This is a genomic window from Synechococcus sp. N32 (assembly GCF_900473895.1).
Taxonomy (GTDB): Bacteria; Cyanobacteriota; Cyanobacteriia; order PCC-6307; family Cyanobiaceae; genus Parasynechococcus.
Map to the genome: position 1 here is coordinate 72,877 of NZ_UCND01000015.1, position 24,756 is coordinate 97,632.

Annotated in this window: 29 protein-coding genes and 1 tRNA gene; 20 read left to right on the forward strand and 10 right to left on the reverse strand. The window is 63.9% G+C overall.

Going from position 1 to position 24,756, the window contains the following annotated elements; genetic code table 11:
• Positions 1–53 precede the first annotated feature (53 nt).
• Positions 54–407: a TIGR03792 family protein gene (locus tag DXY35_RS08775; protein WP_371681763.1), complete on the forward strand. Its 354-nt coding sequence runs from the start codon at positions 54–56 to the stop codon at positions 405–407.
• Positions 404–1,078 (forward strand): nickel pincer cofactor biosynthesis protein LarB, encoded by a 675-nt coding sequence (larB, locus tag DXY35_RS08780; RefSeq protein WP_115081988.1) that lies wholly within the window; start codon positions 404–406, stop codon positions 1,076–1,078. Before DXY35_RS08775 ends, larB begins: the two co-directional genes overlap by 4 nt.
• Positions 1,079–1,082: 4 nt before the next feature.
• Here larB and DXY35_RS12710 read toward each other — a convergent pair whose 3' ends face one another.
• From DXY35_RS12710 to DXY35_RS08800, 5 genes are all read right to left on the reverse strand, one after another.
• Entirely contained in the window at positions 1,083–1,241 is a 159-nt protein-coding gene (locus DXY35_RS12710; RefSeq protein WP_170950564.1) for a hypothetical protein, read from the reverse strand.
• A gap of 97 nt (positions 1,242–1,338) precedes the next feature.
• Positions 1,339–2,283 carry a DUF1517 domain-containing protein gene (locus DXY35_RS08785; RefSeq protein ID WP_115081989.1) on the reverse strand — a complete coding sequence of 315 codons (945 nt, stop codon included), beginning with the start codon at positions 2,281–2,283 and terminating at the stop codon, positions 1,339–1,341.
• Between the two features lie 18 nt (positions 2,284–2,301).
• Positions 2,302–2,520 (reverse strand): sulfur carrier protein ThiS, encoded by a 219-nt coding sequence (gene thiS / locus DXY35_RS08790; RefSeq protein ID WP_115081990.1) that lies wholly within the window; start codon positions 2,518–2,520, stop codon positions 2,302–2,304.
• A gap of 3 nt (positions 2,521–2,523) precedes the next feature.
• Positions 2,524–3,582 carry a thiamine phosphate synthase gene (locus tag DXY35_RS08795; RefSeq protein WP_115081991.1) on the reverse strand — a complete coding sequence of 353 codons (1,059 nt, stop codon included), beginning with the start codon at positions 3,580–3,582 and terminating at the stop codon, positions 2,524–2,526.
• A gap of 134 nt (positions 3,583–3,716) precedes the next feature.
• Complete coding sequence (locus tag DXY35_RS08800) at positions 3,717–4,658, reverse strand: bifunctional riboflavin kinase/FAD synthetase (protein WP_115081992.1); 942 nt, start codon at positions 4,656–4,658, stop codon at positions 3,717–3,719.
• Positions 4,659–4,712: 54 nt separating this feature from the next.
• Between DXY35_RS08800 and DXY35_RS08805 the strand changes: the two genes are divergently transcribed.
• On the forward strand, positions 4,713–5,273 hold the full coding sequence (locus DXY35_RS08805; protein ID WP_115081993.1) for a DUF3611 family protein: 561 nt from the start codon (positions 4,713–4,715) through the stop codon (positions 5,271–5,273).
• Here the strand turns inward: DXY35_RS08805 and surE are convergent.
• Entirely contained in the window at positions 5,258–6,067 is an 810-nt protein-coding gene (gene surE, locus DXY35_RS08810; protein ID WP_115081994.1) for a 5'/3'-nucleotidase SurE, read from the reverse strand. The two genes, DXY35_RS08805 and surE, sit on opposite strands and share 16 nt — an antisense overlap.
• A gap of 71 nt (positions 6,068–6,138) precedes the next feature.
• Here surE and pheS point away from each other — a divergent pair, with 71 nt between their 5' ends.
• The 4 genes from pheS to DXY35_RS08830 all read left to right on the forward strand — a co-directional run bounded on the left by pheS (position 6,139) and on the right by DXY35_RS08830 (position 9,259).
• Positions 6,139–7,146: a phenylalanine--tRNA ligase subunit alpha gene (gene pheS / locus DXY35_RS08815; protein WP_115081995.1), complete on the forward strand. Its 1,008-nt coding sequence runs from the start codon at positions 6,139–6,141 to the stop codon at positions 7,144–7,146.
• Positions 7,147–7,226: 80 nt separating this feature from the next.
• Positions 7,227–8,135, forward strand: a complete 909-nt coding sequence (locus tag DXY35_RS08820; protein ID WP_006851915.1) for an NAD(+) kinase — start codon at positions 7,227–7,229, stop codon at positions 8,133–8,135.
• Positions 8,132–8,809 carry a response regulator transcription factor gene (locus DXY35_RS08825; protein ID WP_115081996.1) on the forward strand — a complete coding sequence of 226 codons (678 nt, stop codon included), beginning with the start codon at positions 8,132–8,134 and terminating at the stop codon, positions 8,807–8,809. The genes DXY35_RS08820 and DXY35_RS08825 overlap by 4 nt, the downstream gene beginning before the upstream one ends.
• Before the next feature lie 6 nt (positions 8,810–8,815).
• Positions 8,816–9,259, forward strand: a complete 444-nt coding sequence (locus tag DXY35_RS08830; RefSeq protein WP_115081997.1) for a DUF192 domain-containing protein — start codon at positions 8,816–8,818, stop codon at positions 9,257–9,259.
• Here DXY35_RS08830 and cbiE read toward each other — a convergent pair.
• On the reverse strand, positions 9,243–10,526 hold the full coding sequence (cbiE, locus tag DXY35_RS08835; protein ID WP_115081998.1) for a precorrin-6y C5,15-methyltransferase (decarboxylating) subunit CbiE: 1,284 nt from the start codon (positions 10,524–10,526) through the stop codon (positions 9,243–9,245). The two genes, DXY35_RS08830 and cbiE, sit on opposite strands and share 17 nt — an antisense overlap.
• A gap of 32 nt (positions 10,527–10,558) precedes the next feature.
• Here cbiE and DXY35_RS08840 point away from each other — a divergent pair, with 32 nt between their 5' ends.
• From DXY35_RS08840 to DXY35_RS08850, 3 genes are all read left to right on the forward strand, one after another.
• Entirely contained in the window at positions 10,559–11,632 is a 1,074-nt protein-coding gene (locus DXY35_RS08840) for a sulfotransferase (protein WP_115081999.1), read from the forward strand.
• A complete protein-coding gene (locus tag DXY35_RS08845; RefSeq protein ID WP_114988399.1) occupies positions 11,629–11,871 on the forward strand; it encodes a hypothetical protein in 243 nt (80 codons plus the stop codon). The genes DXY35_RS08840 and DXY35_RS08845 overlap by 4 nt, the downstream gene beginning before the upstream one ends.
• A gap of 73 nt (positions 11,872–11,944) precedes the next feature.
• Positions 11,945–14,443: a GH116 family glycosyl hydrolase gene (locus DXY35_RS08850; RefSeq protein WP_115082000.1), complete on the forward strand. Its 2,499-nt coding sequence runs from the start codon at positions 11,945–11,947 to the stop codon at positions 14,441–14,443.
• Here the strand turns inward: DXY35_RS08850 and DXY35_RS08855 are convergent.
• The gene (locus DXY35_RS08855) at positions 14,362–15,147 is read right to left on the reverse strand and encodes a helix-turn-helix transcriptional regulator (RefSeq protein ID WP_137006738.1); all 786 of its coding nucleotides are present in this window, start codon (positions 15,145–15,147) and stop codon (positions 14,362–14,364) included. The genes DXY35_RS08850 and DXY35_RS08855 overlap by 82 nt on opposite strands.
• 267 nt (positions 15,148–15,414) lie before the next feature.
• Here DXY35_RS08855 and DXY35_RS08860 point away from each other — a divergent pair, with 267 nt between their 5' ends.
• Positions 15,415–15,903 (forward strand): DUF3122 domain-containing protein, encoded by a 489-nt coding sequence (locus DXY35_RS08860; RefSeq protein ID WP_115082002.1) that lies wholly within the window; start codon positions 15,415–15,417, stop codon positions 15,901–15,903.
• Complete coding sequence (gene ribD / locus DXY35_RS08865; protein ID WP_115082003.1) at positions 15,903–16,967, forward strand: bifunctional diaminohydroxyphosphoribosylaminopyrimidine deaminase/5-amino-6-(5-phosphoribosylamino)uracil reductase RibD; 1,065 nt, start codon at positions 15,903–15,905, stop codon at positions 16,965–16,967. Before DXY35_RS08860 ends, ribD begins: the two co-directional genes overlap by 1 nt.
• A gap of 2 nt (positions 16,968–16,969) precedes the next feature.
• Here ribD and DXY35_RS08870 read toward each other — a convergent pair whose 3' ends face one another.
• Positions 16,970–17,698: a potassium channel family protein gene (locus tag DXY35_RS08870; protein WP_115082004.1), complete on the reverse strand. Its 729-nt coding sequence runs from the start codon at positions 17,696–17,698 to the stop codon at positions 16,970–16,972.
• A gap of 48 nt (positions 17,699–17,746) precedes the next feature.
• On the reverse strand, positions 17,747–18,403 hold the full coding sequence (locus tag DXY35_RS08875; RefSeq protein WP_115082005.1) for an SOS response-associated peptidase: 657 nt from the start codon (positions 18,401–18,403) through the stop codon (positions 17,747–17,749).
• A gap of 84 nt (positions 18,404–18,487) precedes the next feature.
• On the opposite strand from DXY35_RS08875, the gene ftsH reads away from it, so the two are divergent.
• The 8 genes from ftsH (at position 18,488) to DXY35_RS08920 (ending at position 24,752) form a co-directional block, all read left to right on the forward strand.
• A complete protein-coding gene (gene ftsH, locus DXY35_RS08880) occupies positions 18,488–20,362 on the forward strand; it encodes an ATP-dependent zinc metalloprotease FtsH (protein ID WP_006851758.1) in 1,875 nt (624 codons plus the stop codon).
• 45 nt (positions 20,363–20,407) lie between these two features.
• Positions 20,408–21,364 (forward strand): ornithine carbamoyltransferase, encoded by a 957-nt coding sequence (gene argF / locus DXY35_RS08885; protein WP_115082006.1) that lies wholly within the window; start codon positions 20,408–20,410, stop codon positions 21,362–21,364.
• Positions 21,365–21,366: 2 nt separating this feature from the next.
• Complete coding sequence (locus tag DXY35_RS08890; RefSeq protein WP_244273050.1) at positions 21,367–21,684, forward strand: hypothetical protein; 318 nt, start codon at positions 21,367–21,369, stop codon at positions 21,682–21,684.
• An 11-nt stretch (positions 21,685–21,695) separates the two neighbouring features.
• Positions 21,696–21,920, forward strand: coding sequence for a hypothetical protein (locus DXY35_RS08895; RefSeq protein ID WP_115082008.1), 225 nt, complete (start codon positions 21,696–21,698; stop codon positions 21,918–21,920).
• Positions 21,921–21,987: 67 nt separating this feature from the next.
• Entirely contained in the window at positions 21,988–22,611 is a 624-nt protein-coding gene (lexA, locus tag DXY35_RS08900) for a transcriptional repressor LexA (protein ID WP_115082009.1), read from the forward strand.
• A gap of 60 nt (positions 22,612–22,671) precedes the next feature.
• Positions 22,672–22,744 (forward strand) — tRNA-Ala (locus tag DXY35_RS08905).
• Between the two features lie 297 nt (positions 22,745–23,041).
• The gene (locus DXY35_RS12490) at positions 23,042–23,356 is read left to right on the forward strand and encodes a hypothetical protein (protein ID WP_137006739.1); all 315 of its coding nucleotides are present in this window, start codon (positions 23,042–23,044) and stop codon (positions 23,354–23,356) included.
• A 214-nt stretch (positions 23,357–23,570) separates the two neighbouring features.
• Positions 23,571–24,752 (forward strand): VapE domain-containing protein, encoded by a 1,182-nt coding sequence (locus DXY35_RS08920; protein ID WP_170950574.1) that lies wholly within the window; start codon positions 23,571–23,573, stop codon positions 24,750–24,752.
• Positions 24,753–24,756 lie beyond the last annotated feature (4 nt).

Sequence of the window (24,756 nt, forward strand, 5' to 3'; positions counted from 1 at the left end):
TCGCACCTTGTTTGGCATTGGTTCTGTTGTTGGGCGGGCTTTCGGAGACAGAGGTGCGGGCAGAGTCCGACCCGATACGTGGTGATGTGGTGGGTGTGGTGGAGCACCTGCGGCTGCAGGTCCCCCGGGAGAGCCGTGAGCAGTGGATGGCGGCGGAACGCGGCAGCTGGGAGCCCTGGCTGAAGCAACAGCCGGGTTTTCTGGGCCGTGATCTGTTCTGGGATCCGGCCACCGAAGAGGGAACGCTGCTGATTCGTTGGAGCAGTCGTAAGGCATGGAAATCGATCTCCATGGCCGAGGTGGAGACGGTTCAGGAGCGCTTCGAGACCTTGGCTCGTGAGCAAACAGGACAGCGCCAAGGCAACCCGTTCCCGCTGGTGTTTGAAGGGGAACTGTTGCCGCAGTGACCACGCCGGATGCTCGCCTCGATCTGCGGCGCCGTCAGCGCTTGGGCATGGTCGAGGCCGTGTGGGGGGAACACAAGACAGCCGATCAGATCATCGCCATCCTTGAAAGCTTTGCCGCAGCAGGAGAACTGGGTCTGGTGACCCGGGTGGATCCTGAAAAGGCGGCACGGGTGTGTGAGGCGCTGCCGGCGGTGGAGCTGCATGCCGACGCTCGCTGCCTCACCCTGGGTGCGCTGCCTCCTGTGCCTGCGTCACCGGCTGCGGTGGCGGTGCTCAGTGGAGGCAGCAGTGATCGCACGGTGGTGGCCGAGGTCAGCTTGGCCCTGCGTTGCCATGGCATCGGCGTGGATCCTGTGATGGATGTTGGGGTGGCTGGATTGCACCGCTTGCTGGATCAACTGCCCCGTCTGGCCACGGCGCGGATCCTGATCGCCTGCGCGGGAATGGAGGGTGCGTTGCCGACGGTCCTGGCTGGTCTGGTGCCGCAACCGGTGATCGGCGTCCCGGTTTCGGTTGGCTATGGAATCAGTGCAGGGGGACGAACCGCTTTGGAAGGCATGCTCGCCAGCTGTGCTCCAGGCCTGACGGTGGTGAATATCGACAACGGCTACGGCGCAGCCATGGCTGCACTACGGATGCTCAGGGGCTGTGCCCCGGAAGCTTCAAGCTGAGGGTTCAAGCCGCAGTGGAAGGATCGATCTGGCCGAGACGTTGCAGTTCAGCACTGTTGTGATCGCACTCCACCTGCTGAAGCGCATGCACAAGAGCATCCAGATCAGCGCGCGCCAGCTCACCGTCCTGTTGCCATTGCATGGAGCGGGGGTCGGGAGCCAACGCTGGAGGTGCGCAATCTGATCAGGTCAAATTAGGTCTGATCGCTGGGGAGAAATACTCAGAAAACCTGTAGATGAGCCATAAAGGCTCAGGCGTCTCAGAGATGTTGGAGGCTGGGGTAGGCCGTCACCAGGTCGTTGGCGCTCAGCACATCTCCGCGGCCTTCCGGTTGCCAGATCACTTCCAGGGCCATGAGTTCACTGGAGGCTGTGGAACCAAGAATGCGAAGGGTCTGGCGCAGATCTTCGCCGGTGTCGGCTCCGGCGAGCTTGGCCGATGCCGTGGAGGCCACCAGCAAGGTCACAACGATGAATTCGTTGGTGGCATCCGCGTCTCCAGAGCTGTTGCTCGTGTCCGTGGTCCGCTGACCACCGACGTTGCTGGTGAGCTCAGCGTCCAGCTTGCTGCGCTCGTTCATCGAGAGGCGATTGAACGTCGATTCAGCCGAACTGAAGGGAACACTGCCGCTCTCGGCATTGGCGTAAACCCAGAGGTCCGGTTGGCGCAGCAGGGCCAGGGTTGTCTCCTGCAGCAGCCTTTGCAGACCGGCGGAACTGCTGGTGTCTGAAGAGGCGGCCAAGGAGCGCAGATCCTCTTGCAGGGATTTGGCACTGGCCAGCAGGCCCACCTGCACCTGAATCATGTTCACGTTGCGCGGCATAGCTGGAGCCGCAGCAGCACCACCGATCGAGGGGGCATTGCCAACGCCACGAAGGGCGTTCACCAGCACGCCTGCGACCGCCATCAGGATCAGCAGACCAAACAGCCCGCCCCCACCGAAGCCGAAGATGGGGATGAGGAAGGGGAAGCCCATCCCGCCGCCGCGGTAGCCACCGCCGTAGCCGCCACCCCGGTAACTCCCACCGGATCGAGGCATCGAAGGAGCGCGGAAACTGCCCCCTCCCATGCGCCCACCGCGGGCGGCATCAGCCGGCTGTGCCTGGAACAGGCAGAGCCCCACAATCACCAGCGGCAACAGCAGTGATGCGAGCAGTCGTCGAGATCGTGTCAACAGTCGGGGAGTGGCCACAGCAGCGCCCACAGCATTGATCTCGCGACTCTAGGAACCACCACCAACGATGGTGACGATCTCAAGGGTGTCGTCATCCTTCACCACGATGCTGTCCCAGCGGCTGCGGGGTGCGATCACACCGTTGTGCTCGGCCACCACCAGCCGGGGGTTGTTGGCCAGCAAGGCAACAACCGCCGCCAGGCTGGCGGGATCCGGTGCTGGATCCAGCACGCGGGTTTCACCGTTGACCATCAGGGTGAGAGGCATGGCTCAGAACGTGGCGTGGTCCAGCTGCTGGAGCAGTTGCCGCGAGGCCAGACCGCTGTCATCTGCGTGCATGATCGCGCCGATCACGGCCGCGCGCTGGCCCCCTGCCGTGAGCAGTGCCGGCAGGTTGGCCGAGGTGATTCCACCGATGGCGAAGACGGGGCGTTGGCTGATCGCAGTGGCCTGCGCCAGGAGCTCCACACCAACAGGCTTCCGCTCGGGTTTGACGGCCGTGCAATGGATCGGGCCAAATCCGAGATAGTCGATTGGCTCCTGCTGAGCCTGATGAACCTGATCGATGCTGTGGGTGCTGCGGCCCAGCAGACGATCAACGCCCAACAGATCGCGGGCCACCTCGCTGGGCATGTCGTCCTGGCCCAGGTGCACCCCATCCGCATCCACCGCCAGGGCCAGGTCCACACGATCGTTGATGAACAACAGCGCCCCGAAGCGGTTGCAGAGCTGCCTGAGCTGCTGAGCTTCCCGCAGGCGTTCGCGGTCGTTCCCCGCTTTGCAGCGGTACTGCACCATCCCCACGCCGTTCCGCAGGGCGGCCTCCACCCGATCGCTCAGGTCATCGCAGGGGGTCGTGATCAGGCAGAGGCGAGCGTCCTTGAGTTTGTTGCGTCGCCGTGCTCCCAGGGTGGCGTTGAGGCAGGTCACCTCCAGGTCGTAAAGCCCGTAGCGGATCGCTGCGGCTTCAGCGGCCAGCGCAGGATCGATGGTGCGGCCGTACTCCTCCAGCACCCGCAACGCCTCCTGCACCCGGGCGCAGTTGGCCGCCACCACGTGGTCGGGGCTGTGGCGATCGAGTTGGGCCGGATGCTCCAGTCCGGCGCCAGTGTCGGTGCTGGTGGAGCGGGCCTTCTTGTAGTTGTCGTGATGGAGTCGGCCCAGGCGTTGACGCCAGTCCTTGAGGCGCACCACCAGATCCTGTTGCTCCAGCCCGAAGCGGCACCAGTCCTCAACCACCCTCAGGCCTTCCCGGGCACGGTCGAGGTTGGCGTCGATCAGGCGTGCCACCCGTGGATCCAGGGATGCATCGCTTGGGGTTGGATTCATGGCACCCTGTGGGCAACGGTTTCGGCGTCGGTCATGGAGAACGGTGGTTCTGAGAGCACCATGCACGTTCTGGTCTGGGGAATCGTCCTTCTCGGCGGCATCGGCGTGTTCATCGTCTGGGGGCTGGTGAATGCCTATCCGACCGCGGCCTGAGAACCGGGCTGAAGAATCTCGCGGGCCTGGGCTGCGTCGCGGCCGATCTGGCTGCTGAGCTCCTCGAGGCCGCTGAATTTGTTCTGGCCGCGCAAGCGCTGCACCGGCTCGACGCCCAGCTGCCGGCCTTCCAGTTCCAGGCTCTGATCCAGCAGGTGCACCTCCACGGCTGAAGGGGATGTGGGATCGATCGTGGGTTGGGGCCCGAGGTTCATCACGGCTGGCAGCCGATCGCCATCCCCATCCAGTTGGGCCCAGGCGGCGTAGACGCCAAGTCCTGGCAAGGCCTTACGGCCATCCACCTGGAGATTGGCGGTGGGCCAGCCCAGTTCACGCCCCAGGCCTCGGCCCCGCACCACCCGTCCCTGAAAGCGGTAGGCCCGACCCAGCAAGGCTTTGGCGGTGGTGAGGTCGGCCTGGTCGAGGGCCGCGCGGATGCGGCTGCTGCTCATCCGGCCCTCTTGGTCTTCAACGATCGGCACCACCTTCACCTCAACGCCGCTGCGAGCCGCCAGCCGTTCCAGCATTTCGGCGTCACCGCGCCGCTGATGACCGAAGCGGAAGTTGGTGCCCACGGCAATGCGCCGGGCCTGAAGTGTGTTCAGCAGCACGCTGGTGACGAAGTCCTCCGCACTCAGCTGAGCCAGCTCGCGGGTGAAGGGCACCAGCACGAGCTGCTGGATCCCCAGCGGTTCCAGCAGAGCGAGTTTTTCGCTGGGTAGATCCAGCCTCAGGCGTGCCTCCCCGAATAGCACCTCACGGGGATGCGGCCAGAAGCTCACCACCGAGGCAACGGCATCGTCCGGGCTGTCCTGGATGGCCTCGGCGATCACGCGGCGATGGCCGGCATGCAAGCCATCGAAACTCCCCAGCGCCAGGGCAGTGGGCCGACGGGCTTCCTCTGGAGAGCAGAGCGGAATCAAAGAGGTGCAGAAGGGGCGCTTTGGTGGCAAGTTTGAACGACCGAGCACCAGGGCATGCCAGACCGCCTCGATTTCCAGAAGTTGTCGTTCGGCGTGCGTCGGATGGGATGGATCCGGTTCTGGATCCAGGTGGTCCTCGGCATCGTTGTGGTGGGCGTTCTGCTGTTCAACAACATCGGCGGCAGCCTGGCCCGCAATTCCGAACGTGCCGTGGGTCTGGGGCCTGGCCTTTCGCTCACATCCCTGGCCTTCCTCGTGCTGCTGTTCAGCCTCTGGCAGGGCTGGCTGATCGTTCGGACCGGTCGGGCCATCGACAGCGCGGCCCGTCCCAGTCGGGGCGAGGTGGCGCGGCTGATCAAACGGGGGCTGTTGGCGGATCTTCTGGGTCTCACCTTCTCCACCATCGGCTATCAGGCCCTCGCTGGCAGCCTGTTCGTGCAGGCCTCAATGCAGACTCCCGGCATTGCCATCGGCGGCCGCGGCATGGCCGACAACCTGGCGATTACCTCTCTGGAAATGCTGTCTGTGCTCAGCAACACCCAGGTGCTGTTCGCCCACCTGATCGGGGTGTTGTTCTCCCTTTGGTTGCTGCAGCGGGTTTACCGCACCAGTTGATCCTTGAGCTTGAGCTGCGGCAGTCCGCTGAGGGGGCCCCGCCAGAACAGGTCGGGCTGGATCGGTGTGAGTGAGGGGGAATTGGCGTGGATCTGAGCCACATCACTGGGCCAATCCCTTGGGCCTTCTCCGGCTGATTCCAGATCCTGCACGGCTTCTCCGGCCAGCCAGTAGTAGGCACGGCCACGGGGGTCTTCCCGACGGCTGAATTGCTCGTCGTAGCGCCGGATCGAGAGACGGGTCCAGCGCAGTGCTCCCATCTCCTCCCGGGCACAGGGGGGGATGTTGAGGTTGAGCAGCAGGTTGTCGGGCCACTGGTCGGCGATGGCCTGTTCACTCACCTCAAGGGCAAGGTCTGCGGCCGCCTGGAACTGACGCCACTGGAAACAGGCGCTGCTCACCGCCAGGGAACGAATGCCCTCAAGGGTGCCTTCCATCGCTGCTGCAACGGTGCCGGAGCAGAACACATCTGTTCCCAGGTTGGGGCCGTGATTGATGCCGGAGAGCACCAGGTCTGGCTTCTCCTTCACCAGTTCGAACAGGGCCAGCTTCATGCAGTCGGCGGGGGTGCCACTGCAGGCCCAGGCGGTGACCCCTGGGGCGAACAGTTCATCGGCCCGCTCGGCGCGGATGGGGGTCTGCAGGGTGAGGCCATGGCCTGTGGCCGACCGTTCCTGATCAGGGCAGACCACCGTCACCTCATGGCCGCGGGCTGCCGCTGCGGCGGCCAGGGTTCGGATGCCGTCGGCGAAGACCCCATCGTCATTGCTGATCAGGATCCGCAGCGGGGCCATGGGGTCATACGCACTTAGGTGAACCTAAGCGGCACGGCTGCTTACAGTCGGCAGCTGTCTGTTCCATCCCTGTGAGCGCACCGGTCACCCTGCAGCAGCTCACCGATCAACTCGACGCCCTCGAGCAGCAGGCCGCGGCGGAGATCGCCGAGGCGGCCGATGCCGCTGCGCTGGAGCAACTGCGGGTCGGGCTGCTGGGCAAGAAGGGCCGCATCTCCGGTGTGCTCGGGGCGATGGGCAAGTTGCCTGGTGAGGAGCGTCCCCTGGTGGGTCAGCGCGCCAACGTGCTGAAAACGCAGGTGCAGTCGCTGTTGGGAGAGCGGCTGCAGGCCGTGAAGCAGGCGGCTATGGCGGAGCGCATCGCCAGGGAAAGCCTCGATGTCACCGCCCCGGCTTCCGGGGTGCCGATGGGGCATCGCCATCCCCTGATCACCACCACTGAAGAGATCGTTGATCTGTTCCTGGGCCTCGGCTACAGCGTGGCCGAGGGGCCTGAGGTGGAACGGGACCACTACAACTTCACTGCGCTGAACATCCCCGAGGACCATCCAGCCCGGGACATGCAGGACACCTTTTATCTCGGTGGTGATCTGCTGATGCGGACCCACACCTCCCCGGTGCAGATCCGTCACCTCGAAGAGAACCCGCCGCCGGTGCGGATCGTGGCTCCCGGACGGGTGTATCGCCGCGATGCCGTTGATGCCACCCACTCGCCGGTGTTCCACCAGGTGGAGGTGCTGGCCATTGATGAAGGGCTCGATTTCAGCCACCTGCGCGGCACGGTGATGGCCTTCCTCAAGGCCTTCTTCGGTGACCTGCCAGTGCGTTTCCGGGCCAGTTATTTCCCCTTCACCGAGCCCTCCGCCGAGGTGGATGTGCAGTGGCGCGGCCGCTGGCTGGAGGTGATGGGCTGCGGCATGGTGGATCCCGCCGTACTGGAAGGGCTGGGCCTCGATCCGGAGCGCTACAGCGGTTTTGCCGCGGGCCTTGGGGTGGAGCGCTTCTGCATGGTGCGCCATGGCATTGACGACATCCGCCGGCTGTACACCAGCGATCTGCGCTTCCTCGAGCAGTTCTGATCGGGAACCTTCGTTACTGAGCGGCGTTCTGTTCTCGCGCGTCCCATAGGCTGAGGCTGACCTCTACCCGTCGTGGATCAGTGCCCCGGATCGGACTGATCGTCAATGACGGCAAGCCGCTGGCGGTGCAGACGGCGGACACGATTCAGCAGCGCCTGGAGGCTGCCGGCCATGCCGTGGAGCGGGCCAGCAGTTCCGGGGGCATGGTGGGCTTTGCCAACCCCGATCAGCACCTGCGCTTGCGCGGCTACAGCGCCTGTGTGCCCAAGGGCTTCGATCAATCGATGGTGTTGGCCATCGTGCTGGGGGGTGACGGCACGGTGCTTTCCGCCGCGCGGCAGACCGCCCCAGTGGGGATTCCTATTCTCACGATCAACACCGGCCACCTGGGATTTCTGGCCGAGGCCTATCTCGATGATCTGGATCGCGCCCTCGATGTGGTGCTCACCCAGCAATGGACGATCGAGGAACGCAGCAACCTCGTGGTGAGCGTGATGCGGGGCGATCAGCGCCGCTGGGAGGCGCTGTCTCTCAACGAGATGGCCCTGCACCGTGAGCCGCTCACGAGCATGTGTCACTTCGAGATCGCCATCGGCCGCCACGCCCCCGTGGACATCGCCGCCGATGGTGTGATCCTCTCCACGCCGACGGGATCAACGGCCTACGCCCTCAGCTCCGGTGGGCCGGTGATCACGCCGGATTGTCCGGTGCTGCAACTCACCCCGATCGCGCCCCATTCCCTGGCCTCCCGCGCCCTGGTGTTCAGCGACCGTGAACCCGTCACGATTTTTCCAGCCACGCCGGAGAGGCTGATGATGGTGGTGGACGGCAGTGCCGGTTGCTACGTCTGGCCGGAAGATCGGGTGCTGATCCGTCGCAGCGATCACCCCGTGCGCTTTGTGCGCCTCGCCGACCATGAGTTCTTCCAGGTGCTGCGCAACAAATTGGGTTGGGGCCTGCCCCACATCGCCAAGCCCGAGCGGGAATGAACGCTGATCCCCTGTTGCTGTTGGCAGGCCCTTCGGCGGTGTCGCTGGCGCCCCGTCTGGCTGCATCGGGCTACGCCACCCTCGATTGGCTCAGTGCCGGGCCCTCGGTCCATGCCCCTGAACCGGGTGAATCTCCAGTGGCCGCTGTGCTGGCGGCCGATCAGGCCTCATTGATCCAAGACCTGCGCAGCCGTTTCGGGGCCATGCCGATCCTGTTGGATCTGGAACGCGACAGCGTTGAGGCTCGCGCCGCCTGCCTGGGAAGCGGTGCCGATGATTTCTGGCTCTCGGAGATCGGGCCCAGCGATCTGTTGTTGCGTCTGCGCCTGCACCGCACGATTCAACAGCGCTCGGGGCAGCGACCGGCGCTGCTTGAGCTGGACGATCTCAGTGTCGATCCCGCCAACCGAACGGTGCGGCGGGGAGACCGTGTGGTGGCGTTGACAGCCCGGGAATTCCTGCTGTTGCAGGTGCTCTTGCGGCGGCGCGGCCAGGTGTTGAGCCGCGAGCTGCTGCTTCAGGAGGTGTGGCAGGGGGAGCGTTCCAGCAGCAATGTTGTGGAGGTGTATGTGCGCTATCTCCGCCAGAAGCTGGAGGCCCGTGGAGAACGCCGTTTGCTGCACACCGTGCGCGGCCGGGGCTATTGCCTCGGGCAGGTGTTGCCGGAGGCTTGAGCGGCCATGGATGCTCTGCCCCCTGCGCTACCGCCGCAATGGCTGCCGGTTGAGGCCCGCTGGTGCGTGGCCCAGCAGCGTTGCATTGATCTCGAGGTGGCCCGCAGTCCGGAGCAGCAGCGGCTGGGCTTGATGCAGAGGCCGGCTCTGCCGCCCTTGCGCGGGATGTGGTTTCCCTTTGCCACCCCCCAGCCGCAGCGCTTCTGGATGTTCAACACCCTTGCGCCACTGGACATGATCTTTGTGCGCGATGGGCGGGTGCTCGATCTGGTGCCTGCCGTTCCCACCTGTGCTGCCCTGCCCTGTCGCTCCTACGCCGCCGATGCCGATGGCAATGGACGGGCTGATTTCGTTGATGCGGTGATTGAGATCGGTGCCGGTGAGGCGCAGCGGCTTGGCATTGGCATCGGCGATCCGGTTCGGATCACCCCGCTCAAGTCTTCCCCGTGAAGCCAGCTTGAGCCGGCTTCGTTCCCGTCACGATCAAGGTGGGGTTCATCGGAGCCAGGCGGGTGCCATCCCCCAGAGGTTGTCCCCGCCAGGCCTGCAGTTGCTGCACGCGCACGGCCAACCCAGCGTTCTCGAGCAGCGGCCGAACGCTGGCCAAGGCCTCGATGCTCGCCAGGGGGATCACCACAACACCTCCAGATCGCAGTCGCGTCAGCACCTCCTGCAGCAAGCGCTCCCGTTGGGCGCCCCCGCCCCCGAGCAGAACCCGGTCGGGCTGGCTGAGCTGGCTCGGGAGCCCGCCGTTCAGCACCGTGGTGGCGTCGGCCTCCAGCACCGCCGCAGGGTTGACGCCGAGCAGTTGTGCATTGCGTTGGATCAGTTGCGCGCCACCGGCGCGGCGTTCCACCGCCAGCAGTTGCAGCCCTGGGCGCAGGCGCAGCGCTTCCAGACCAACGCTGCCGGTGCCGGCCCCCAGATCCCAGAGCACGCCCTGCGGCGGCAAGGCGAGTTCGGCCAGAAGTTGGATGCGCACCTCCCGCTTGGTCATCAATCCGGGGTGATCGCTGTGCTGCAGGTAGAGCCCGTCATCGAGCCCGAACAAGGGCAGTTGCTGCGGATCCGGTGCGGCCGGTTCGCGGGCGATCAGCAGTGCAATCAGCAGCGGCTGCAGATCTGTTGGTAGTGCGGTGCCTGGTGCGATCAGCTGCACCCGTTCATCGGGGTGGCCGAGGTTTTCGCAGAGCCACAGATCCGTGCTGGCCTCCAGGCCGCTGCTGCGCAACATCTGCTGCACGGTGCCGGCGCCCCCCTGGTTCGGGTCCGTCAGCACCGCCAGGGCTGCGGGTCGCTTCTGCAGGGTGCTGGCCAGGATGTCGGGGTCCCGTCCGTGCAGGCTCACCCAGTCGGCGTCCTGCCAGGGGCGCCCGATGCGGGAGAAGGCCAGCTGCAGCGATGTGGGGGCGGGATGAAACCGCAGCCGCTCTGCCCCGATGCGGTCGCAAAGGATGCGCCCCAGGCCGAACCACAGCGGATCGCCGCTGGCCAGCACCACCACAGCTTGATCAGCCGCCCTTGATTGCATGCTGTCCACCAGAGCCCGTGGGTCATCGCTGCTGAGCAGCTCGGGCTTGGCGTCCCCCAGCCACTTCTGCAGAGCAGCTTGCAACCGCTGCGGTGCTGCAATCACGGCGGCCGCCCGCAGCAATGTCTGCTGTGGAGCGGGCAACGAGGCGGGCGCCCCGGCGTCGGTGCCGATCACATCGATCATCCCGTCATTCTGGTGTGAGGGTTTGTGGGGCCATGGCAGGGGGTGATCTGCTGGTGGATCGCTTGGTGGCTGGGGGCTTCCTGCGTCCTGCGGTGCTGCTTCGAGGCTTGCAGCTGCGGCGCCCGGCCCTCTCCTGCTGGAGGGTGGGCCTTTTGATGGGACTCAGTGGCCTGCTGGTGGAGCCCCTGGCTTGGCTGCAGTCGTGGCTGTGGGCTCGCCGCTTGCGGAAGGCTGAACTGCCGGACGATGCGATTGTGGTTATTGGCCACTGGCGCAGTAGCACTACGTATCTGCATCAGTTGCTGGCCTGTGACCCCACGCTGGCCACGGCGCGCAATTCGCTCACCACGGCGCCGCAGATGGCCTTGCTGCTCAAACCCTGGATTCGCTGGGCACTCCAAACGTGGATGACGCGGAAGCGGCCGATCGACGCGGTGCCCTGGGGTCCGAATGACCCCCAGGAGGATGAGCTCGGTCTGGCCCGACTCAGCATCGACACCAACATGGCGGGCATGGCCTTCCCCCTGGCCTATCCCTGGTTTTTCCGGCGCAATGTTCTGGGTTCCTCCGCTGCCTTCGAGCGGCAGTGGCTGCACTTCACCAAGCTCCCCTGGCTCCATGACGGCAAAGGAAAGACGGGACTGCTGATCAAGAACAGCGCTCATTCCGCCCGGGTGGAGTTGGTGCTGCGCCACTTCCCCCGGGCGCGCTTTGTGCTCCTGCGGCGTGATCGGCGGGATTCGATCCGCTCGCTGGTTCAGGTGAAGCAGCGGTTGGGTTCACTGGTGGGGTTTCAGCCCCTGCCCGATGCCGTCACCCAGGTGGAGGAAACGGTCGCTGCCCATCGCAAGCTGCTTGAGGCCTTTGAGGCGTCTCGGCACCGGATTCCTGCGGGGCAGTTGGTTGAATTGCCTTATGAGGAGTTGATCCGCCACCCCCTCGCTGCGCTGAAACGGATCTATGACGAACGCGGGCTCAGCAGCTGGCCAGTGGCGCAGGCCCCGCTGTCGGCTCGGATTGCCCAGGCCCGCAGCTACACAGCTGATCAGGTGACCCTGCCCTTGGCGGCGGAACAGCGCCTGAACGACCTGATGGAGGAGGCATGACCCCAGCCCACGATCGTCGCCAACGCTTGCACGAGCTTGTGATTGCCTTGATTGCTCAGCAGGACGATCTGCCCCTGCTCGATCCCGATCAGCCCGACCTGGAGGGGACGGCCCCCGGCCGTTGGCTGGATCAGAACCGCCGCAGCCTGCATCGCTATCAAGCCTTGGTCCGCACGGCGGTCACCTTGGATGCCCTGCTGGATGCCGAAGACAATCCCTCACCACTGTCTGCAGGTTGATGTCTACAGGCTGATCGCAACGGCTGGCTGATCGCGTCAAACCTGGCAATCTGGGGCGACTCTCGGCCCCTGCATGGCTTCGTTCGGTTGGTCCGCTCTGAACTCCCTGCTGGGTCGCGGCAAGCAAGCCAAGGGCTGGCAGCCACCGGAGGCCTCCTGGAGCCGACCCTTTGGCCTGGGCTGGGACACGCCCTACACGGTTCGCTATGCCAGCAACCTCGACGACGGCCCCAACCACGGCATGCCTCTGGGGGGCTTCGGAGCTGGCTGCTTCGGGCGGGCGCCCGACGGCAACATCAACCTCTGGCACCTCGATGGCGGCGAGCACTGGTTTGGGGTGCTGCCCGATTGCCAGTTCGCTCTGTTTGAAGGGAATGGCCGCGGCAAGCGCGCCCACGCCCTGGCGGTTCAGCCGGACCAGGATGCCTCGCGGCCGGAGGCTGGCCAGCCGCTGAAGGCTTGGGAGTGGTACCCGGCCAGTACGTCGGCTCGCAGCACCGGCACCTATTCCGCCCGTTACCCCCTCAGCTGGACCAGCTATGAGGGCGTGTATGACGCCGAGGTGCGTTGTGAGGCCTTCAGCCCGATCCTGCCCGGTGATTACCAGCGCACCAGCTACCCGGTGGCGGTGTTCGTCTGGACGCTGCGCAATCCCACCGATCAGCCTCTTGATTTGTCGTTGCTGCTGAGTTGGCGCAACACCACCGGCTGGTTCACCAACACCGATGCCTCGGCGGAGGTTCACTTCCGCGATGACGGCAGCCCCGAGCACAACTACGCCCCGGCCATCGGCAGCACCACCGGCCAGCGCAACCGTTGCATTGACGATGGCTCCCTCAAGGGAGTGGTGCTGGAGGGCAACGTCTCCAACCCCGTTGCCGAAGGTGAGGGCCAGTGGTGCATTGCCACAGCCGAGCAGCCCGGGGTCACGATCCAGCGCTGCAGTCGTTGGAACCCCAGCGGTGATGGGCGTGAGCTGTGGGACAGCTTCAGTGCCGATGGCTCCATCCCTGAAAGCAACAACGACCGACGCAGTGGATCCGACGATCCCCTCAGTGCTGCGCTGGCGGTGCAGTGTCAGCTGGCCCCCGGGCAGAGCATTGAGATTCCGCTGGTGATCAGCTGGGATCTGCCTGTGACGGCTTTTGCCACCGGCAGCCAGGCGCTGCGCCGTTACACCGATTTCTTCGCTGCGGATGCCAACCAGGCGGTTGCTATTGCTGCTGAAGCGCTGCGTGACTGGCGCAGTTGGCGACAGCAGATCGAGGCCTGGCAGCAGCCGGTGCTGCAACGCCAGGACCTGCCGGAACCGCTGCGGATGGCTCTGTTCAATGAGCTCTACGACCTCTGCAGTGGCGGCAGTCTCTGGAGTGCGGCATCACCGGAGGATCCCTACGGTCGTTTCGGCGTTCTCGAGTGCCTCGACTACGCCTGGTACGAAAGTCTTGACGTTCGTCTCTACGGATCCCTGGCCCTGCTGCAGCTCTGGCCGGAACTCGACAAGGCCGTGCTGCGCAGCTTTGCCCGGGCGATTCCGGCCGCAGATGCCACCCAGCGCCCGATCGGTTGGTACTTCACCCAGGGCAAGGGCCGGGTGGAGGCTGACCGCAAGGTGAAAGGAGCCACCCCCCACGACTTGGGGGCTCCCAACGAGATCCCCTGGGATGCGACCAACTACACCGCCTATCAAGACTGCAACCTCTGGAAGGACCTCGGCAGTGATTTTGTGCTGCAGGTGTGGCGCACGTTCAAGCTCGCCCCCAGTGGTGAAGACATCCGCTTCCTCGCCGATTGCTGGCCGGCGGCCGTGGAGGCGCTGCGCTACCTCAAGACGTTCGACGTGAACAACGACGGCCTGCCCGACAACGGCGGTGCTCCGGATCAGACCTTCGACGACTGGCCCCTCAAAGGGGTGAGTGCCTACTGCGGTGCCCTCTGGATTGCTGCGCTTGAGGCTGCCCTGGCCATTGCCCAGACGCTTCAGCTCAGCACTGGGCTCGATACCTCCGCTGAGCAAAGGGAATTCAGCGGTTGGCTGGAGCAATCCCGAGGCAATTTCGACAAGCTGCTCTGGAACGGCGAGTACTACGACATTGATGCCGAGAGCGGCACGCCGGTGGTGATGGCTGATCAGCTCTGCGGCGATTTCTACGCACGGCTCCTGGGCCTGCCGCCGGTGGTGAGTGACAACAACAGCCGTAGCACCTTGAAGGCCGTGAAGGAGGCCTGCTTCGAGGCTTTCGATGGTGGATCCCTCGGTGTGGCCAACGGCCTGCGCCGCGATGGCACGCCCTTGGATCCCAATGGCACCCACCCGCTCGAGGTGTGGACGGGGATCAACTTCGGGATCGCCAGCTACTACCGCCTGATGGGAGACAAGCAGACGGCGCAAGCGATCTGCTCAGCGGTTGTCGAGCAGGTGTATTCCGGTGGTCTGCAGTTCCGCACCCCTGAGGCGATCACTGCGGTGAACACCTTCCGGGCCTGTCACTACCTCAGGGCCATGGCCATCTGGGGGCTCTGGGCCACGGAGACCGACTGGATGCTCATCCCCGGAGCGGATGCCCGTTGAAGCGTGGCGCTTGGGGATTCACCGAACTGGTTGCGGTAATCCCTGGCGAAGTGATTGCGGCTCTGGAAGCCGTAATGGCAGGCAATTTCATGCACGGTGCTGCCGCCGATGGTCTGCTGCACCTCCGGGGAGCTGTGGGCGTGATGCACCTGGCTGAGCCGGAACTGTTTCAGCAACGCCATAGGGCCGGTGCCGAAGCTCTGGCGGCAGTGGTGAACGATCGAAGACCGCGAGGCGAAGATCGTGGCGCTGAGATCGTTGAGCGTGATCGCTTGGCCGGTGTTCTTGAACCCCCACGCCACCAGATCCTTCATCAGTCCTGCCCCCACCCCGAGTTCACCACTGGCTGTTCCCTGCAGCTGATGGGGTGACAACGCCTCCAGCGCCGCCACTTCCACCAGATCCTCCTGGCCCCCTCCCATCAGCTGGGCCTGGATCAAGGCGCTGAGCTCCTCAAACCGCTGGGGGTGGAGGTTGGCGGAGTTAGACCTGTGGATCACCTCGAGCGTCTGGTGATCGCCGGTGGCGGTGGCGAGCTGTTCAAATCGTGTTTGGGAGACGAGGGCAACCTGGATGTGGGCCCCTGCCGGCAGCTGAACAAAAGCGTCGCTCAGGCCGGCATGAAAACCATGCAGTGAGCAGCGTTGTATTTCCTTCCCGCGAACCACCGGCAGCTGATCGGTGGTGTTCAAGCTGAGGGGCAACACCCCAGGGCTTCGGTTGCCCTGAAGCAGTCAGGTCTTGATTGGTGTGGATGGACAACACCGGCAGCTGCCGTGAACCACCCAGCCGGTAGCTCCCTTTGAGCCGGCCCCGGCTCAATTGGGCCGCATCCATCTCGAAGCCCACCGCCTGCAGGCTCGTGCTGAGGCCCGGAGCCGAGTGAAATGCAACCTCCATGGGTTGATTGTTGGCGTGAATCGCCTTCTTTTCGGGTTTGTTGTGAGAATTCACTCACTCACCTCCTGCCCATGCGCCGTTTGTTCTGCTGTTTGTTGGCTGCTCTGGGGCTGCTGCTGCTCACGCCGGGTACGGCCTGGGCTCAGGTTCACCAGCATGAGAACGAGGATGGCGTCGCCATGGTCCGTTCGCTGGAGAGCCTGCGGGATCTCGATTACGACAGCTGGCAGGCGGTGGCCTACCGCGAAGGCCCTCCCGGCCAGCCGGTGGTGCTGCGCGTGGTGGGCTATCCCGGAAAACTGCGGCTCGATCATCCGGTGAGCCTCCAAGTGTTGGCGGGTCGGCGCGAATGGCAGCTGGACGACATCACCCTGGCCAATCCGGTGCTGGCCACCGACGGCCGCGACGCAGCGGCTGAATTTGCCCTCGATCCTCTGCTTGACGATCTCAGCAACAACCGACCGCTGCGTCTGGCGTTGCCGGGTGTCTTCACCGAGTTGCCGATCCCTCCCTACGTCGTTGGTGAATGGCGTTCCCTGCAGGAGCTGCCCCTTAGCTGATGTGGGAGCTCTGGATGCGGCGGGCCCTGGCCCTGGCCGCCCTTGCTGAAGGTCACACCAGTCCCAATCCTCTCGTGGGGGCCCTGGTTCTTGATCGCGAAGGGCGCCTTGTGGGCGAAGGCTTTCATGCGCGCGCTGGAGATGCCCATGCTGAGGTGGGTGCCTTGCGGCAGGCCGGGGATGCGGCCCGGGGCGGAACCCTCGTGGTCACCCTTGAACCCTGCTGCCACCACGGCCGCACGCCCCCCTGCAGTGAGGCGGTGCTGCGCGCGGGAATTCGCCGCGTTGTGATCGCCCTGGAGGATCCCGATCCCCGGGTGGATGGGGGCGGCATCCGTCAGCTGAGGCAGGCGGGGCTGGATGTGATCAGTGGTGTGCTGCGCGAGGAGGCCCGCCAGCAGAACCGAGCCTTTCTGCACCGCGTTCGCACCGGCCGGCCGTTCGGGGTTCTGAAGTGGGCCATGAGCCTGGATGGCCGCACTGCTTTGCCCAATGGGGCCAGCCAATGGATCAGTGGTCCACTCGCCCGTGATTGGGTGCATCGGCTGCGCAGCGGCGTGGATGCCGTGGTGGTTGGGGGCGGCACGGTGCGCGGCGATGATCCGTTGCTCACCAGCAGGGGCCGGCGTTCACCGGAACCGCTGCGGGTGGTGCTGAGCCGCAGTTTGGATCTGCCGGATCAGGCTCAGCTCTGGGATACAGCGGTGGCGCCGACCCTCGTGGCCCATGGCCCCGATGCCGACCTCCGGCGTTTGCCATCCGGGCCTGAGGCACTTCGGCTTTCGGCCTGTGAACCGCAGCAGCTGATGGAGGCCCTGGCGGAACGGGGGTGCAACCAGGTGCTTTGGGAATGCGGCCCTGAGCTGGCGGCCGCTGCGATTCGCCAGGGCTGCGTGCAGGAGATTGCAGCGGTGGTGGCTCCGAAGTTGATGGGGGGCATGGCGGCCCGCACTCCCCTTGGAGATCTGAACTTCAGCGCCATGGATCAGGTGCTGCAGGGGCAGTGGCATCAGAGCGAGCCCATAGGCAACGACTGGTTGCTGCGTTGGCGCAGCGGCAGCTGAGCTCAGCGCTCCCGGCTTTGCCGATCGAGGCTGCTGGCAAAGCGGCCGATCAGCACCCCCATCACGGCAGCGAGGTAGAGCGGTCCGGCAACGCTGGTGGCCACACTCACCATCCGTGACAGGGGGAGCATCGGGCTGATGTCCCCAAAACCGACGGTGGTGAGGCAAACGAAGGCGTAGTAGTTGATTGCCGAAAAAAGGCGGGCGCTGGCCAGGACGCTCGAATCGCCGACGTTGGCCATCTCCAGGGGTTGAAAGCTGCCCGGCTGGATGGTTTCCAGAGCACTCATCACCAGGCCGGCGGCGAGGCCGATGTGCAGGTATCCCGCAGTGGCACCCATCAGCAGCGCTTCGGTGACGCGTCTGGTGTTGGCGAAGCGGGTCACCAGGCGGATCACACTCCAGCCCACCAGCACGCTCCAACTCAGGGCCAGCGGCATGCCGCTGTAGATCAGCTCCAGGGGCGTGAGCAGCCAGAGCCACATGGTCACCACGGCCATCAGCCCCAGACCCCGATACAGCGCATCACTCCAGTTCGGAGCGTTGCTGCTCCCCACCATCACCTGGGTGAGCAGCAAGGCAATCAGGCTGTAGCCGATGTAGGTCGCCCACACCAGGCGGGGAAAGGCGAAGCCCACGGTGGCAATCACAGTGCTGAGCAACAGCAGCTTCAGCTGTGTGTCATCACGCCGCAGGAGCCGCTGAACCAGTCCCACCAGCACCTTGGCCACTGTCGCTGCCCCCAGGTTCGGCAGTGAGCTGCTGCTGTCAAGCCTTGCTCAATCGAGCAAGGAGAGTTGCCGGTGCTTGTTGGCGGGGGCAGCAGGCTTGCGTGCTCGGCAGTCCCATGGCTCCGCTGGCGCTGGCGTGAGCATCGGCTCGAGGGCGCGTCGGTGGGCTCCATCACCCGGTTCCAGCCAGATGCTCTCCAACCCCTCGGGGATGATCACCGGCATCCGATCGTGCAATGGGGCCACCAGGCTGTTGGGCTGCGTCGTGATCACGCAGCAGGTCTCCACTTCACTGCCATCGGGGCCGATCCAGCGGTCCCAGACACCGGCCAGCCAGAACATCTGCCGGTCTTTGCGCTGGATCAGATGCCCCTTTTCAAAAAAGCCCGTGCTGGGCAGAAGGCAGCGGTGATGACGCCATGGCCCGCGAAAGGAGGCTTTCTCCGCGATTGTTTCGGCGCGGGCATTGATCGGTCGCGGCCCCTGCAGCGGGTCCTTGACCCAGCCCGGCAGAAGGCCCCAGAGCATGTGGGAGAGATGGTCTTCACCGTGCTCACGCCGTACCGCCAGCACCGGCTCATGGGGGCGGATCAGCTCGCGGGGGGCGTAATGCTCCAGCCAGGCGCTGTCCTCCGGCCGCAACCAGTTGCGCAGCAGCTGCTGCAATTCCGCGCGAGGCGTGTCGAGGCAGTAGCGACCACACATGGACAGACGCTAGGCGCCGTTCGGTTCTTACACCCGTTGATTGCCAGAGATCCCTCGTAGCGTGTCGGAACTCTCAGGCCATCCATGCCGATCCGCCAGGACGACAACCAGCCGAACCGTCGCTTCGGGATCATCAACCTGGTGCTGATTGGCTTCGGGGTGTTGCTGCTGGCTAGCAGCTTCCTCCCCAGCAATGGCATGCAGCAGGTGCCGCGGGTGCCTTACTCCCTGTTCATCGACCAGGTGAATGACGGTGCGGTGAAGCGGGCCTTCATCACGCAAGACCAGATTCGCTACGAGCTGAGCGATCCCGAGGAGGGCACGCCTCCGGTGCTGGCCACCACGCCGATCTTCGACATGGATCTGCCCCAACGCCTCGAGACCAAGGGCGTTGAGTTCGCGGCAGCTCCCCCGAAGAAGCCGAACATCTTCACCACCATCCTCAGCTGGGTGGTGCCGCCCCTGATCTTCATCCTGGTGCTGCAGTTCTTCGCCCGCCGCTCGATGGGCGGTGGTGCTCAGGGGGCGTTGAGCTTCACCAAGAGCAAGGCCAAGGTGTACGTGCCCGATGAGGAGTCGCGGATCACCTTCGCCGATGTGGCGGGCGTGGATGAGGCGAAGCAGGAACTCACCGAGATCGTCGACTTCCTCAAGCGCCCTGAGCGCTATGCCGAGATCGGTGCGCGCATTCCCAAGGGTGTGCTGCTGGTCGGCCCTCCCGGCACCGGTAAGACTCTGCTGTCCAAGGCCGTGGCCGGCGAAGCCGAGGTGCCCTTCTTCATCATTTCCGGCTCGGAGTTCGTGGAACTCTTCGTTGGTGCTGGTGCCGCTCGGGTCCGCGACCTGTTTGAAGAAGCAAAGAAAAAAGCGCCCTGCATCATTTTCATCGACGAACTGGACGCCATAGGTAAGAGCCGTTCGGGCTCCATGGGCGTTGTCGGCGGCAACGACGAACGGGAGCAGACCCTCAACCAGCTGCTCACCGAGATGGATGGCTTTACAGCCCAGGACAAGCCGGTGATCGTTCTGGCGGCCACCAACCAGCCCGAGGTGCTCGATGCAGCTCTGCTGCGTCCCGGCCGTTTCGACCGGCAAGTGCTGGTGGACCGTCCGGACCTCTCCGGCCGCAAGACCATCCTCGAGATCTACGCCAAAAAGGTGAAGCTCGCTGCAGGTGTTGACCTTGACAGCGTCGCCCAGGCCACCAGTGGTTTTGCCGGCGCTGATCTGGCCAACCTGGTGAATGAAGCTGCCCTGCTCGCAGCGCGTGCCCAGCGCACCAGCGTTGAGCAGCAGGATCTCGGTGAAGCAATCGAGCGGGTTGTGGCTGGTCTCGAGAAGAAGAGCCGCGTCCTTCAGGACGATGAAAAGAAGGTGGTGGCGTATCACGAGGTGGGCCACGCGATCGTGGGCCATCTCATGCCTGGCGGCAGCAAGGTGGCCAAGATCTCGATCGTGCCCCGTGGCATGAGCGCCTTGGGCTACACCCTGCAGCTGCCCACCGAAGAGCGCTTCCTTAATTCCAAGGAGGAACTCCAGGGCCAGATCGCCACGCTTCTGGGCGGTCGCTCGGCTGAGGAGATTGTCTTCGGCAAGATCACCACGGGTGCTGCCAACGATCTGCAGCGGGCCACCGATCTGGCTGAGCAGATGGTGGGCACCTATGGCATGAGCGACACCCTGGGGCCCTTGGCCTACGACAAGCAGGGCGGTGGCCGTTTCCTTGGTGGAGGCAACAACCCACGCCGCTCGGTGAGTGATGCCACGGCTCAGGCCATTGATAAGGAGGTTCGCGGGCTGGTGGACCAGGCCCACGACGATGCCCTCGCGATCCTGCGGGAGAACATGGCGCTGCTCGAGACGATCGCCCAGAAGATCCTCGAGAAAGAGGTGATCGAGGGGGATGACCTCAAGCAGATGCTCGAGGCGAGTGTGCTGCCTTCCGGTGTGACCGCTTGACGGCAGCGGGCCTCATCCCCGATAACAGTCCTTTGAACCGTCGCGATGGCTACCGCTTCTGCGGGCGTTGCTGCTGTCCTCTCTCCGCTGTGCGGACGTGACTTCCTTTCCTCTGCGGATTGTTCCGCTGGGGAAACAGCAGCGTTGCTGGATCTGGCTGCACAACTGAAGAGCGGCGATCGTCGGATCGATCTCGGCAACCGTGTTCTGGGTCTGATCTTCAGCAAGGCCTCCACCCGAACCCGTGTGAGTTTTCAGGTGGCCATGGCCCGCCTCGGCGGCCAGACGGTGGATCTCAATCCTTCCGTCACCCAGCTCGGCCGCGGCGAGCCACTGGAAGACACGGCCCGGGTTCTGAGCCGTTACTGCGATGTGCTGGCGATTCGCACCTTCGCCCAGCAGGAACTGGTGGACTATGCCCACTGGGCCTCTGTGCCTGTGATCAATGCCCTCACCGATCTGGAGCATCCCTGCCAGGCCCTGGCCGACTTCCTCACCATCCAGGAAGCCCATGGCGCCCTTCCTGGTCAGACCCTGGCCTATGTGGGCGACGGCAACAACGTGGCCCATTCCCTGATGCTCTGCGGCGCGTTGCTGGGGGTGAATGTGCGGATCGGCTGCCCCGAGGGCTTCGAGCCTTTGCCCGGCGTGCTTGAGCAGGCCCAATCCCTGGCACAGCACGGTGCCTCGATTGAGGTGGTGACGGACCCTCGTGAGGCGGTGGGGGGTGCCCAGGCCGTCTACACCGACGTTTGGGCCTCCATGGGTCAGGAAGCCGAACAGGCGCAGCGGGAGCAGGCCTTTGCGGGATTCTGCGTGGATCAAGCCCTGATGGAGCAGGCGGCAGCCGATGCGATCGTTCTGCACTGCCTGCCGGCCCACCGCGGTGAGGAGATCAGCGCCGAGGTGATGGAGGGCACGGCGAGCCGCATCTTTGATCAGGCCGAAAACCGCCTGCATGCGCAACAGGCTCTGTTGGCGGCGTTGATGGGTGGTCTGTGACGGTGATCCACCGCTGGTTGGTGCCGTTGATCGTCACCGCCCATGCGGTGGCAGTGTCAGCGGATCAGGCAACCGATAAACAACAGCAGAGCACCATCGCCCGATGGACGGCCGAGAAAATCTGTGAAATGGGTGTGGATGCTTTTTACGCCTTGCCGGATCCTGAGCTCAAAACCATGTTTGAGCGCGACACCTCGATGCGTTACGAGGATGTTCCTAACGCACCAACCGATCAGGAAAAGTCCCGTATTACCGGGCAGTTGATGGGGTATCTGATGGCGGCCTGTCCGCAACAGCTTGAGTCGTACAAAAACCGCTGAAGAGCATCGCGATGCGTAAGGAACGCTGCTGGGTTTGGTTCAAAGGTGGCCTCTCGGAGGAGGGGCACTGGATGTCGGGCTGGGTGGCAAGCACAACCGAGCAGCCGGGGCTGCTGATTGAGCACCCCGGCTATGTCTCCTGCCGGGTTCCCGAATGGCGTGTGGTGTTCAAGGAGCCGAAAGACCTGAACCTGGCGCCGAGCATTCCCGAGGCTGCGGTGTGGAGGCTGGTTTGAGCGGAGCCTGCGCTTGCGGCACACGGCAAGGAGCGGTACAAATGTATTGCCCGAACCTTTTCTTGCGGTGACCCGTCCCCCCCAGGAGCCCCTCACCACTGCTCAGCAAGAGCTTTACGACTGGCTGGCGGACTACATCGGCACCCATCGCCACAGCCCTTCGATTCGCCAGATGATGCAGGCGATGGGACTGCGCTCTCCTGCGCCGATCCAGAGCCGGTTGCGCCATCTTCAGCAGAAGGGATGGATCACCTGGCAGGAAGGCCAGGCGCGCACGCTGCAGCTCTTGGGCGACATGGTGGGTGCCGCCGGGATTCCCGTGCTGGGCGCCGTTGCAGCCGGTGGCTTGGTGACGGCTTTTGATGATGTTCAGGAGCATCTGGACCTGGCGCCGGTGCTGGAGACCCGTGGCCTGTTTGCCCTGACGGTGAATGGCGACTCGATGGTCGACTCCCATATCGCCGATGGTGATGTGGTGTTGATGGAGCCGGTGCAGGATCCCCAGCGGCTGCGCAACGGCACGGTGGTGAGTGCTCTGGTGGCTGGCAGTGGCACCACGCTCAAGCATTTCCATCGCCAGGGGGCGACGGTGGTGCTGGAAGCTGCCAACCCGGCTTACCAACCGATTGAGCTTCCCGCCGAACAGGTGGAGGTGCAGGGTCGCTTGGTTGCCGTCTGGCGCCAGGTCTGAGGCTCCCGCGGTGTAAGCTGTAACCCGACGGCGGCGGCTCTGAAGCCACCACGTCGACATGGGGCCATAGCTCAGCTGGTAGAGCACCTGCATGGCATGCAGGGGGTCAGGAGTTCGAGTCTCCTTGGCTCCATTGAGATCTCAGACACCGTCTCACGACGGTGAGTCTGATTTTTGAGTCTGACTTCCGCATTGAGTCCAATTGGCTCATTCGGGGGTTGCGCACTATTTGTGGTGGCTCATTGGCTGCATGCAGCTTCTTGCCGCCTCATGTAGTGTTTTTGTATTGACAGGCGTATCGCACTAGGGCCTTCCAATCCCTTGACCGCTACGCACCCACGACCTCATCTAGTCGTGGCTTGGTACTAGGCCAGGAAGCTGGTTACTGGGTGGATCAGGTCAGTAATGAGGGAACTCCTATTGCTGCTTCATGCCCCGCAACCGCAACAAATACCGCCGACAGTCTCTGACTGAGGTTCGTGTGAATGGTCAAGACATTCGCATTAGCCCTTCTTTGGCTCAGTACACCGCCAATGGCAAAGGTGAGGCTGAGCATGTACGTCAGATGACCGAGCTGGTTTGTGTAACTCGGCCGGTGCCTGAAATCGCTGATCAGGTCATTGCTCTTCATCGGGGCAAGCGTGATCCAGCAGCAGCAGCAATCAGAGAAAAGTTGCCCTCAACGAATCCTGATCCTTCGTTGAGTACCAATGCATCAATGGAAACCGACACCAGCAGCAGCTAGCGAGCTGGGCATCAGCAAAGACACGCTGAAGCGAAAGATGGAATCCAGGGGTGGATTCCTAGAAAACAAAGTCCACTACAACCTGGGCCCAAGCAAAAACAGCGCCATCACCTGGAACGTTGCTCTCGTTCGTGATGCGTTCAACGAGCGTGGCCTTCAGGTTCGATATCAGCAAGGGGTGTCTTGAGCGATGAGACATCTCACTAAAGACCTGGTGCCTTGCGCCGAAGCCAAGAAGCGGCATTTAAAGCCTGCTGAACTATGTGCGATTTGGCGGAATGCCCCGTATCGGCTGGCTTTCAATGAGCTGACCCAGGAGGTTGAGCTTGATGGCAGACCTCTGTCGGTTGCGGATATTGAGGAGGCATACATCGGCCTGTCTGAGGTTGGTTATGAGTCCAATCCCAAAACAGCTGCTGACACGGTCCTGAAAGTTGCGCGGGAGGGTCGCTATCACCCGGTGCAGAGGTATTTAGAAGAGCTCGAACAGGACGAATCAATTCGGCCTGTCGACCTATCTACCTTCTCGGCGGATTACTTCGGGACTTCAGACCCGCTGTATGACGCGATGTGGAATGCCGCTTTGCTTGGTGCTGTCTGGCGGGTGTTTCGGCCGGGCTGTCAGTTCGATTTTGTCCTGACGCTTAAAGGGGCTCAGGGCATCCGGAAAAGCTCAAGCTTCCAGGCGCTTGTCCCCAACCCCGATTGGTTTTCTTCCTCTACGCATGATCAGGCCAAGGACATGACGGTTGCAGCGCATCGCGTCTGGATTACGGAGCTTGCAGAGTTGGAACACATCACGGGCAAGCGATCGACAGGAGCTCTCAAAAACCACATCACCACCAGGACAGACCTCTGTCGTGTGCCCTACGGGAGGTCCTATGAGCGCCTGAAGAGGCGTTCAATCATGGTCGCCTCCGTCAATGGTGATGAGTTCCTCAAGGACCAAACGGGCGATCGTCGGTTTTGGGTCGTTGATCTTGGTCGGCACGTCATCGACACCCACAAGCTGAGCCACGATCGAGATCGCATCTGGAAGGCTGCTATTGCCCAATACAGGGCGGGGAAGCGTCCTTGCTTGCACCAGGCTGAGCAAGCCCTTAGCGATCAGCGGAATCAAGGCTTCCGCAGCGAGAACATCTACCTCTCAGCAGTGGAGGAGAGATGCCTCGGGAAGCTCAAGGCACGCTCAAGTGGTTTCGTCACTCGCTACGCCCTTGATGAGTCAGGGGTCTGCGAAGGGCGCCCGGCTGGGCAACGGGAGATGCGACAGATGGCTCAATGCCTCAGGGAGTTGGGCTTTGTTCAGGAGCGAAATGCCACTAAGGATCCTTTGCTTGGCAGGACGCGTAAATGGCACTGGCGTGGCACGGGAGACACAGGCGCCGCCAGGTAAGCCT

Coding starts and splice junctions, on each gene's coding strand:
- thiS (WP_115081990.1), bottom strand. CDS start 2,520: ATGCCTCTCACCCTGATGGTCAACGGTGAAACCCGCGTGCTGGATCCA.
- DXY35_RS08795 (WP_115081991.1), bottom strand. CDS start 3,582: ATGAATCCAACCCCAAGCGATGCATCCCTGGATCCACGGGTGGCACGC.
- DXY35_RS08805 (WP_115081993.1), top strand. CDS start 4,713: ATGCCAGACCGCCTCGATTTCCAGAAGTTGTCGTTCGGCGTGCGTCGG.
- surE (WP_115081994.1), bottom strand. CDS start 6,067: ATGGCCCCGCTGCGGATCCTGATCAGCAATGACGATGGGGTCTTCGCC.
- DXY35_RS08825 (WP_115081996.1), top strand. CDS start 8,132: ATGAACGCTGATCCCCTGTTGCTGTTGGCAGGCCCTTCGGCGGTGTCG.
- DXY35_RS08830 (WP_115081997.1), top strand. CDS start 8,816: ATGGATGCTCTGCCCCCTGCGCTACCGCCGCAATGGCTGCCGGTTGAG.
- cbiE (WP_115081998.1), bottom strand. CDS start 10,526: ATGATCGATGTGATCGGCACCGACGCCGGGGCGCCCGCCTCGTTGCCC.
- DXY35_RS08840 (WP_115081999.1), top strand. CDS start 10,559: ATGGCAGGGGGTGATCTGCTGGTGGATCGCTTGGTGGCTGGGGGCTTC.
- DXY35_RS08845 (WP_114988399.1), top strand. CDS start 11,629: ATGACCCCAGCCCACGATCGTCGCCAACGCTTGCACGAGCTTGTGATT.
- DXY35_RS08850 (WP_115082000.1), top strand. CDS start 11,945: ATGGCTTCGTTCGGTTGGTCCGCTCTGAACTCCCTGCTGGGTCGCGGC.
- DXY35_RS08860 (WP_115082002.1), top strand. CDS start 15,415: ATGCGCCGTTTGTTCTGCTGTTTGTTGGCTGCTCTGGGGCTGCTGCTG.
- ribD (WP_115082003.1), top strand. CDS start 15,903: ATGTGGGAGCTCTGGATGCGGCGGGCCCTGGCCCTGGCCGCCCTTGCT.
- DXY35_RS08875 (WP_115082005.1), bottom strand. CDS start 18,403: ATGTGTGGTCGCTACTGCCTCGACACGCCTCGCGCGGAATTGCAGCAG.
- ftsH (WP_006851758.1), top strand. CDS start 18,488: ATGCCGATCCGCCAGGACGACAACCAGCCGAACCGTCGCTTCGGGATC.
- argF (WP_115082006.1), top strand. CDS start 20,408: ATGGCTACCGCTTCTGCGGGCGTTGCTGCTGTCCTCTCTCCGCTGTGC.
- DXY35_RS08895 (WP_115082008.1), top strand. CDS start 21,696: ATGCGTAAGGAACGCTGCTGGGTTTGGTTCAAAGGTGGCCTCTCGGAG.
- DXY35_RS12490 (WP_137006739.1), top strand. CDS start 23,042: ATGCCCCGCAACCGCAACAAATACCGCCGACAGTCTCTGACTGAGGTT.